General features: G+C 67.8%; 11 protein-coding genes. 6 read left to right on the forward strand and 5 right to left on the reverse strand.

The window, feature by feature from the left end:
• Positions 1-16 precede the first annotated feature (16 nt).
• Positions 17-997: a formyltetrahydrofolate deformylase gene (locus ACFQEU_RS01260; RefSeq protein WP_379778424.1), complete on the reverse strand. Its 981-nt coding sequence runs from the start codon at positions 995-997 to the stop codon at positions 17-19.
• Between the two features lie 181 nt (positions 998-1,178).
• Here ACFQEU_RS01260 and purS point away from each other — a divergent pair, with 181 nt between their 5' ends.
• Together purS and purQ are read left to right on the forward strand one after the other, a co-directional pair.
• Complete coding sequence (purS, locus tag ACFQEU_RS01265) at positions 1,179-1,430, forward strand: phosphoribosylformylglycinamidine synthase subunit PurS (RefSeq protein ID WP_379778426.1); 252 nt, start codon at positions 1,179-1,181, stop codon at positions 1,428-1,430.
• The gene (gene purQ, locus ACFQEU_RS01270) at positions 1,427-2,104 is read left to right on the forward strand and encodes a phosphoribosylformylglycinamidine synthase I (RefSeq protein WP_379778428.1); all 678 of its coding nucleotides are present in this window, start codon (positions 1,427-1,429) and stop codon (positions 2,102-2,104) included. The genes purS and purQ overlap by 4 nt, the downstream gene beginning before the upstream one ends.
• 52 nt (positions 2,105-2,156) lie before the next feature.
• On the opposite strand, the gene ACFQEU_RS01275 is transcribed toward purQ, so the two are convergent.
• Positions 2,157-2,489 (reverse strand): SHOCT domain-containing protein, encoded by a 333-nt coding sequence (locus ACFQEU_RS01275; RefSeq protein WP_379778430.1) that lies wholly within the window; start codon positions 2,487-2,489, stop codon positions 2,157-2,159.
• Between the two features lie 371 nt (positions 2,490-2,860).
• Between ACFQEU_RS01275 and ilvD the strand changes: the two genes are divergently transcribed.
• On the forward strand, positions 2,861-4,654 hold the full coding sequence (gene ilvD, locus ACFQEU_RS01280) for a dihydroxy-acid dehydratase (protein WP_379778432.1): 1,794 nt from the start codon (positions 2,861-2,863) through the stop codon (positions 4,652-4,654).
• A gap of 172 nt (positions 4,655-4,826) precedes the next feature.
• Here ilvD and ACFQEU_RS01285 read toward each other — a convergent pair whose 3' ends face one another.
• Positions 4,827-5,087 carry a hypothetical protein gene (locus ACFQEU_RS01285; protein WP_379778434.1) on the reverse strand — a complete coding sequence of 87 codons (261 nt, stop codon included), beginning with the start codon at positions 5,085-5,087 and terminating at the stop codon, positions 4,827-4,829.
• Positions 5,088-5,306: 219 nt separating this feature from the next.
• Here ACFQEU_RS01285 and ACFQEU_RS01290 point away from each other — a divergent pair, with 219 nt between their 5' ends.
• The 3 genes from ACFQEU_RS01290 (at position 5,307) to ACFQEU_RS01300 (ending at position 6,533) form a co-directional block, all read left to right on the forward strand.
• Complete coding sequence (locus tag ACFQEU_RS01290) at positions 5,307-5,678, forward strand: hypothetical protein (protein ID WP_379778436.1); 372 nt, start codon at positions 5,307-5,309, stop codon at positions 5,676-5,678.
• On the forward strand, positions 5,675-6,019 hold the full coding sequence (locus ACFQEU_RS01295) for a hypothetical protein (RefSeq protein ID WP_379778438.1): 345 nt from the start codon (positions 5,675-5,677) through the stop codon (positions 6,017-6,019). Before ACFQEU_RS01290 ends, ACFQEU_RS01295 begins: the two co-directional genes overlap by 4 nt.
• Positions 6,020-6,131: 112 nt before the next feature.
• Positions 6,132-6,533, forward strand: a complete 402-nt coding sequence (locus tag ACFQEU_RS01300) for a VOC family protein (protein ID WP_379778440.1) — start codon at positions 6,132-6,134, stop codon at positions 6,531-6,533.
• Between the two features lie 126 nt (positions 6,534-6,659).
• Here ACFQEU_RS01300 and ACFQEU_RS01305 read toward each other — a convergent pair whose 3' ends face one another.
• Positions 6,660-7,892: a S8 family serine peptidase gene (locus tag ACFQEU_RS01305; RefSeq protein WP_379778442.1), complete on the reverse strand. Its 1,233-nt coding sequence runs from the start codon at positions 7,890-7,892 to the stop codon at positions 6,660-6,662.
• Between the two features lie 93 nt (positions 7,893-7,985).
• Positions 7,986-8,170 (reverse strand): hypothetical protein (locus ACFQEU_RS01310; RefSeq protein ID WP_379778444.1); only part of this gene is annotated, 185 nt, incomplete at its 5' end.

The raw sequence follows: 8,170 nt of genomic DNA on the forward strand, positions 1-8,170 counted from the left end.
ACACCGATCGCCGGGGTTAGTCGTGCTCCGGGGCCGCGGGTCCGGACCGGCCGATCGGCTCCCCGTCTACCGGATCGTCCGGGTTCGCCTCCCGAGCCGCGGCGGGAAGCCCTAGCGACGGGTCGAGCTCCGCGCTCTCGCGGACGTGGACGGTCCCACGATGGACCGCGATGGCGTCCGCGAGATGGAGCCGTACCGCCTCCAGCAGCGCCTCGGCTTCGAGCGGCTGTCCACGGCGTTTGATCTCGGCGACTTCGGCCCCGTCGGGCACGTCGAACGCGCGCTGGGCGATGATCGGTCCCTGATCGAGGTCAGTCGTCACGTAGTGGGAGGTGACGCCCGCGATCCGGACGCCGGCGTCCTTCGCCTGCCGGTACGCCTCCGCGCCGGGGAACGCCGGCAACAGGGAGGGGTGGACGTTGATGATCCGGCCCTCGTAGCGGAAGACGACCTCCGGGGAGAGGATCCGCATGTAGCGGGCTAAGGCGATCAGGTCCACGTCGTACTCCGCGAGCAGGTCCAGCAGCCGCTTCTCGTCGGTGTTGCCGCTCCCGTCGCCGACGTCGTAGAACGGCTTGTCGTACCGTTCGGCGAGCGACCGGAGGTCGCCGCGATTCCCGATCACGACCGGGATCTCCGCCTCCCCGTCGTCGGCGAGCTCGCCGTTCGCCTCGGCTTTCAGCAGCGCTTCGGGAACGTGCGTCTCCTTCGTCACGAGTAGCGCGACGCGTCGGGCTTCACGGTCGCTCGGGAACCGGACCTGGATGTCGACGTCGAGCTCGCGGCCGAGCTCGGCGAGGGCGCGGCGGAGCTCGCCCTTCGACGTCTCCATTTCCGCGGTGTCGACTCGGGTCGTCATCCGGAAAACGCCGTCGCGAACCGCCTGGTCGAGGTCCTCGATGTTGATCCCGCGTTCGAACAACAGCGAGGTGACCCGCGCGATGAGTCCCGTTTCGTCTCCTCCGACGACCGTGATCTCGGTCAGTTCGCGGGTCATGCGCCGATCACCTCCGCCGGTTCGAACGTTGGCATATGGGTACGGAAGCTGCCGGAGGGGTTTGCCCCTTTCGTTCCGGGCCGAGCCTGCCACCCGATCGATCGACCGGTATGTATCCACGAGTATGGATATAAAACCCGTTCCAAAACGGTTTTTACACACGACCCCGCACCGTCGAACGATGAGCGAATTCACCGCGACGGTGACGGTCCGGCTGAAGCGGGGCGTGCTCGACCCGGAGGCCGAGACGACGAAGCAGGCGCTCGAACGGCTCGGGTTCGATCTGTCGGCGCTCCGGTCGGCCGACCGCTTCGAGATCGATTTGGAGGCGACGGACGCCGACGAGGCAGCCGAGCGGGCCGACGAGATGGCCGAACGGCTGCTCGCGAACCCGACGATCCACGACTACGACGTCGCGGTGACGGAGAAATGACGGTCTCGGTCGTCCAGTTCGGGGGGTCGAACTGCGACCGCGACGCGGTGAGAGCCCTCCAGCACCTGGGGATCGACGCCGAGCGCGTCTGGCACGATGACGGACTCCCGGCCGATACGGCGGGGATCGTCCTCCCGGGCGGGTTCTCCTACGGCGACTACCTGCGCGCCGGCGCGATGGCCGCCCGTGCCCCGATCATGCAGGAGGTCCGCGCGGCCGCCGAGGACGGGATCCCGGTGCTCGGCGTCTGTAACGGTGCGCAGATCGGCTCGGAGTCCGGGCTCACCCCCGGCGCGTTCACGACGAACGCCTCCGCGCGCTTCCAGTGTGAGCCGGTTCACCTCCGCGTCGAGCGCGCGGACACCCCGTGGACCGCCGCCTACGACGAGGGCGACGTGATCGAAGTCCCCATCGCGCACGGCGAGGGCCGCTTCGAGATCGACGACGACGCCTACGACGACCTCGTCGACGACGACCGTGTCCTCTTCCGCTACTGTGACGCGGACGGCACCGTCACCGACGCCGCCAACCCCAACGGCTCGACCGGCAACGTCGCGGGCGTCCTCGGCGAGCGCGAGACGGTCGCCGTCCTGATGCCTCACCCCGAGCGCGCGACGCTTCCGGACGTGGCCGACAGTATCGACGGCCAGGGAATCTTGCGGGCGTTCGCCTGACTCGGCCGGTTTGCCCTCCCGTTTGCGGCTCCATCAGCGCTGTCGATCAATGTTATTTATCCGGCCGCTCCGTCTCGCGGGTTCGTTCTGCCTCGATAGTTTCGCGCGACCCACCCATGTCGGCGTCCTCACGTTCCAGCTCGCGTTCCAGTTCCCGCTCGAACTCCGCCTCCGTGAGATCACCCTCCGCGTATCGTCGTTGAAGCCGTTCGATCTTCGTCTCGTCGGGGTCGGCGTTAGTCGTCTCGTTATTGTCCTCCGCCGAAAGTGTACCCGCTACCTGAACGCTAACCACGAGCAGGGCAGCAAGAGTGAGGAGCGTGACAAAGAGGAAGACGATCATCCAGACGCCCATTCCGCCCATCATTCCGGCACCGCCCATCATCGGTGGATCCCTCTGTTTCGGGCGTCGATACCCCTGTCGGCGATCCTATCGTCGTCGGGTTGGTCGCCGATTTGAACGGACTTCGAAACGGGAGTCATGTACGTCGATCACCGGCCCGTATATAAGTTCTCGCGGCTCATTACCGCCTCGTGAAATAGCTCCCATTCGGCGGTGTGTTCGTGCGAGTCGTTCGATCCTTCGCACGAATCACTTAAAAGAGCCAAACCAGCGCCATCTACGACGATTCGCGGACGCCTGTGGAGTCGATGTCAGCTTCGACCGAGAGTGGTGAGCCGTCTGTTTTGTTCGTCCCACTGAGCAACCCTCGCCCCGTTGCGGCCGTTTAAGACCCCTGAGCGACAGGGTCGAATATGAGCGAACAGCAGCCAAAACCCGACGGCGACGCAGCACGTCGTCGGCGTGGGGGCGACGGCGACCGCTTTGCGGGCGAGAAAGACGAAACTCTCAGGAGCCGAGACGTGACCGAGGGCGCGGACCGCGCGCCCCACCGCTCGATGTTTCGCGCGATGGGGTTCGACGACGAGGACCTCTCCTCACCGATCGTGGGCGTGCCGAACCCGGCCGCCGACATCACGCCGTGTAACGTCCATCTCGACGACGTCGCCGACGCGGCGATCGACGGGATCGACGCCGCGGGCGGGATGCCCATCGAGTTCGGGACCGTCACCATCTCCGACGCCATCTCGATGGGGACCGAGGGGATGAAAGCCAGTCTGATCTCCCGGGAAGTGATCGCTGACAGCGTCGAGCTCGTCTCCTTCGGCGAGCGCATGGACGCGCTGGTGACGGTCGCGGGCTGTGACAAGAACCTCCCCGGCATGATGATGGCGGCGATCCGAACCGACCTCCCCTCGGTGTTCTGCTACGGCGGGTCGATCATGCCCGGCCAACACGAGGGCCGCGACGTCACTATCGTCCAAGTGTTCGAGGGGGTCGGCGCGTACGCGGAAGGCGACATGAGCGGCGAGGAGCTCGACGACCTGGAACGGCACGCCTGCCCCGGCGCGGGGTCGTGCGGGGGGATGTTCACGGCGAACACGATGGCGTCCATCTCGGAGGCGCTCGGACTCGCGCCCCTCGGGTCGGCCTCCCCGCCCGCCGAGGACGCGGAGCGCTACGACGTGGCCGAGCGGGCCGGCGAGCTCGTCCTCGACTGTATCGAGAACGATCGCCGTCCCTCGGATATCCTCACGCGGGAGTCGTTCGAGAACGCCATCGCGCTCCAGACCGCGATGGGCGGCTCGACGAACGCAGTGCTCCACCTGCTCGCGCTCGCCGCGGAGGCCGACGTCGACCTCTCGATCGACGACTTCGACGAGATCTCTCGGCGAACGCCGAAGATCGCGAACCTCCAGCCCGGTGGCTCCCGAGTGATGAACGACCTCCACGAGATCGGCGGCGTCCCCGTCGTGATCCGTCGGCTGTTGGAGGCCGACCTGTTCCACGGCGACGCGATGACCGTCACCGGGCGGACGATCGCCGAGGAGATCGCCGAACTGGAGTCGAACGGCGAACTCCCCGACGACGACGGGATCGAGGCGGACTTCCTCTACGCCGTCGACGATCCGAAAGAGGAGGAGGGCGCGATAAAGGTCCTGAAAGGGAACCTCGCACCCGACGGCGCGGTGCTCAAGGTGACCGGTGACGACGCCTTCTATCACGAAGGACCCGCCCGCGTGTTCGAGAACGAGGAGGACGCGATGGAATACGTCCAGTCGGGCGAGATCAGTTCCGGAGACGTCATCGTCATCCGCAACGAGGGACCGACGGGCGGTCCGGGGATGCGCGAGATGCTCGGCGTCACCGCCGCCGTCGTCGGCGCGGGTCACGAGGAAGACGTGGCCCTGCTCACGGACGGACGCTTCTCCGGCGGCACACGCGGACCGATGATCGGGCACGTCGCGCCGGAAGCCGCGGTCGGCGGCCCGATCGGTTTGATCGAGGACGGCGACCACGTGACGGTCGACATCCCGAACCGCGACCTGACGGTCGACCTCTCCGACGACGACCTCGACGAGCGTGCGGAGGGGTGGGAGCGACCGGACCCGCCGTACGACGGCGGCGTGCTCGCGAAGTACTACCGGGACTTCTCCTCGGCCGCGCTCGGTGCGGTAACGAACCCGCGGCTGACCTCGGAGGAGTAGCGGACGCGGTCGTTCGCGAGCTGACGGGCGTACTTGCGCGCCGATCCGGGCCGCGCCGGTCGGACCGGCCGGCCGCGGGGAGTCGGAGTCGAACGGGGAAGGAGGAGCCGGTGAGCTGAGAAACGAGAACAGCGACAGCCATCGAGAGATCCGGGCCGGGTCGGGGGGTCCGCTACTCGCAGTCGGCCGGCACTCCCCCGTCGGTTTCGGCGGTGTGGATCGACTCGGCACGCCAGACGTTGCTGCGGCGGCCCGCCCGCGACAGCTCCAGCTGGACCACTGAGCCGGCCGGGAGGTCGGCCACGGTCTCGCGGGCGCTCTCGTCGGCGTAGTCGACGATGTGGTACGTCTCGTTACGTGGATGTGCACGTACAGTGGCGTGATCGTGATCGTTCTGTTCGGAAATGACGGTGAAGACGTTTGACTTCGTCATTATACTCCGTAATTCTTGGACACCCTACTTCAAGACTTCGTATAGTGAAACGGGGCGTCCGGAAGGAAGTAATAGGGATATAATGGGAATGAAACGACGGATCGATCACACGCGCTGCTGTCAGTGACCCACGACTGAAGCGGTGAGCTTCCTCCTTGTTCCTCTGTGATCCGCCCGCCGAAACCCACTTGCCCGTCTCGCTCCTGGAACCGATAGCACATGGATCCCTGTCACGCGACGCTCGCCGTCGAGACGTGGCGGTTCCGGGAGGCCCACCTCCCGCGCGTTCCGCCGAGCGGCTGGGCGACGACGAACCGACTCCGTGAGGCCGTCTGTCTCGCGGTCGCCAGTGCCGTCGACGGTATCGAAGACGTCGACCCGTTCGAGGGGCCCGCGGCCGAGCGCGAGCGGTTCGACGCGACGGTGACGACCGACGCAGTCGATCACGAACTCGTTCGGGTCGTCTCGGTGGCGACTGAGGGGGCGTCAACGGACGACACATCCGACTCGCCCGCTCCGGACGGCCACGGGGAGGGCTTCGAACAGCGGACCGAACAGTTCGACCTCGATGAAGCGCTCGACCGATTATGACAGACGACGAGTTCGCTCCGGCTGAGGACGGGATCCCGACCGTCTCCTGTAGTCGATGTGGCCGGGACTGGGTGCTCGACCACGAGCTCGACGAGCTACACGCCGGCAACCGGGCCGTCGAACAGTTCGCGCTCGACCACGAGCGGCACACCGGCCATTACCCGGACGACGTGACCCCGTGGATCGTCCGGTGTCAACGGTGTCCAAGCGGCGATCGGTTCCTTTCGGAGCGCCCAGCGCGCCGCTGGGCGACGACCCATGCGAGGCACACGGGACACGATGTCCGTTTGGACGGTCCGGGCGACGCAACGGACGTGACCACTCCCGAGGACGACTCGTAGGTTCGCGAGGTCGGCCTACACGTAGGCACGCGAGCGGGAGGGCGGCTGAGAGGGTCCTCGTGACCCGGGAGGCCGCCACAACCGGTAAATCCCAGTGGTTCGAGGTCCAGCCATGGACGTCGTCGACATCGACCACGTCGCGATCCGCGTGAGTGACCTCGACCGTGCGCTCGCGTTCTATCACGAGCTGCTCGGGCTTCCCGTTCGGGATCGGGACCGGTTCGACGCGGGAGAGGTTCCGTACGTCGCCGTGAAGGCCGGCGGGCGACACATCCATTTGGTCCCGACCGACGAGAACGACATCGCGGTCGGCGGGGAACACCTCTGCCTGCTCGTTCGGTCGGCCGACACGGACTCTCGCGACGAGCTCCGTGACCTGTTGGACCGGCTACGGGACCACGGTGTGCCGATCGAGGAGGGTGAGCCGTACGAGCGATACGGCGCGTACGGCCGCGCCTGGGCGGCGTACGTCCGGGATCCGGACGGCCGACGGGTCGAACTCAAAGTCCACTGATCACGCCGGCGGTCCCGGTTCGCCGACCCGCGCGGTGGAGTCGACCGGGTCCGGTCCGCCGGTGTGATCTCGGAAGGCTGTCACCGAGGAGGCCGACCCTCTCGGCCGCGACGACGACTCCTCGGCTCAGGCGGATCCGGGAGCCGGACAGCTCACCCCGTCGCCGGTTCCCCCGTCGTGTTCGTACCCCAGCGCAGCCGCCACGTCGAGGAGTCCGGCCCCCTGCTGGGTCGCCGGCAGTCCGACGTCCTCGGCCGTCTCGCGCAACCGGTCGGCGGCCACGGACGGTTCGACCCCGTCGGCGATCACCTGTGCGAGCGCGCCGGTGACGTGCGGGGCGGCCATCGACGTTCCACTCAGGCTCTCGTATCCGTCCGGGACCGGCGCACAGACGTCCTCACCCGGAGCCGCGATATCCACGCCGTCGCCCCGGCTCGAGAACCCCGCGAGCTCGTCGTCGATCGTCGTCGCGGAGACGCCGACGAACTCGTCGTACGCGGCGGGATACCCCACCGAGTCCGGCCGTCCCCGGTTGCCGGCGGCGGCCACCGGGACGACGCCCGCTTCGAGCGCGTACTCGCCGGCAGCTTGGAGCGCAGGGGAACGCCGTGGGGTGCCGAGGCTGAGGTTCACCACGTCCCAGTCGTTGTCCGCGGCGTGCTCGATCGCCTTCGCGGCCGCGGAGGTGCGGCACCCTCCGGAACCTCCACACACTTTCAGCGCGTGGAGGGTCGCGTCCGGCGCGACGCCGACCGTCCCGGAACCACCATCGGCGGCCGCGGCCGTCCCCGCGACGTGTGTCCCGTGCCCCGCGTCGTCCGACCACGACTGAGTACACTCGTCGCCCTGACAGTCGACCCACGCCTCGTGGGCGCCCGCGTCCGACGGCGGCGCGAGGTTGTCCGCGAGATCCGGGTGTGTCGCGCTGATCCCGGTGTCGACGATCCCGATATCGACCCCGGCGGCCGTTTTGCCGACTTCGTGCAGCCGTGTCGCGCCGACACGGTCGACGCCCCACGGAACCGTCCGCTCGGGATCCCCGTCGGACGTCGGCGTGTCGACCGTCTCCAGCCAGTGGTCCCGTTGCACGAAGGCGACGTCGTCGCGGGAGCGAAGCGCTTCCGTGCGCGCCTCGGAGAACGTCCCACGGACCAGCTGCCACGGCGTGTGGTCGGTGAGATCTATCCGGAACGAGGGGGTATCGGAGACCGACACGGCGGCGCTGACGCCGTCATCCGACCGGACACCGACGACGTACTGCGACATCCGCTCGTAGACGACCGATCCCGCGGCCAAGGCGAGCGCTCCCGTCCCCGCGCTTCGTAGGAGGTCCCGTCTCGACCACCCCTGATCCGTCATTATCTACCATGAGTGCTTGTGACACATAAATCTGGAGTTCGACCCGGAACCCGGTTCCCGCGTGAAGCGTTCCCTAAGGGCGTCTTTGCGGGCTCACTCCTCCGTCGACTCGCGGACCCGCTCGGCGTCGGCGTTGGCATCGGGGACGGTGCTGGCGTCGGCGTCGGTGCTGGCGTCGGTGTTGACATCGGCGTCGGTGCGAGCGGCCCGATCGCCGGTCGACGAGCGTGTCGCTTGCTCCGGCATCCCACGCGCTTCGGGGGACGCCTGCTCCCTCG

This window comes from Halorubrum tibetense (assembly GCF_042661865.1).
Classification (GTDB): Archaea; Halobacteriota; Halobacteria; order Halobacteriales; family Haloferacaceae; genus Halorubrum; species Halorubrum tibetense.

Excerpts from the sequence above, each read along its gene's own strand:
- purQ (WP_379778428.1), top strand. The coding sequence starts at position 1,427 with ATGACGGTCTCGGTCGTCCAGTTCGGGGGGTCGAACTGCGACCGCGAC.
- ACFQEU_RS01260 (WP_379778424.1), bottom strand. The coding sequence starts at position 997 with ATGACCCGCGAACTGACCGAGATCACGGTCGTCGGAGGAGACGAAACG.
- ACFQEU_RS01275 (WP_379778430.1), bottom strand. The coding sequence starts at position 2,489 with ATGATGGGCGGTGCCGGAATGATGGGCGGAATGGGCGTCTGGATGATC.
- ACFQEU_RS01285 (WP_379778434.1), bottom strand. The coding sequence starts at position 5,087 with ATGACGAAGTCAAACGTCTTCACCGTCATTTCCGAACAGAACGATCAC.
- ACFQEU_RS01295 (WP_379778438.1), top strand. The coding sequence starts at position 5,675 with ATGACAGACGACGAGTTCGCTCCGGCTGAGGACGGGATCCCGACCGTC.
- purS (WP_379778426.1), top strand. The coding sequence starts at position 1,179 with ATGAGCGAATTCACCGCGACGGTGACGGTCCGGCTGAAGCGGGGCGTG.
- ACFQEU_RS01305 (WP_379778442.1), bottom strand. The coding sequence starts at position 7,892 with ATGACGGATCAGGGGTGGTCGAGACGGGACCTCCTACGAAGCGCGGGG.
- ACFQEU_RS01290 (WP_379778436.1), top strand. The coding sequence starts at position 5,307 with ATGGATCCCTGTCACGCGACGCTCGCCGTCGAGACGTGGCGGTTCCGG.
- ACFQEU_RS01300 (WP_379778440.1), top strand. The coding sequence starts at position 6,132 with ATGGACGTCGTCGACATCGACCACGTCGCGATCCGCGTGAGTGACCTC.
- ilvD (WP_379778432.1), top strand. The coding sequence starts at position 2,861 with ATGAGCGAACAGCAGCCAAAACCCGACGGCGACGCAGCACGTCGTCGG.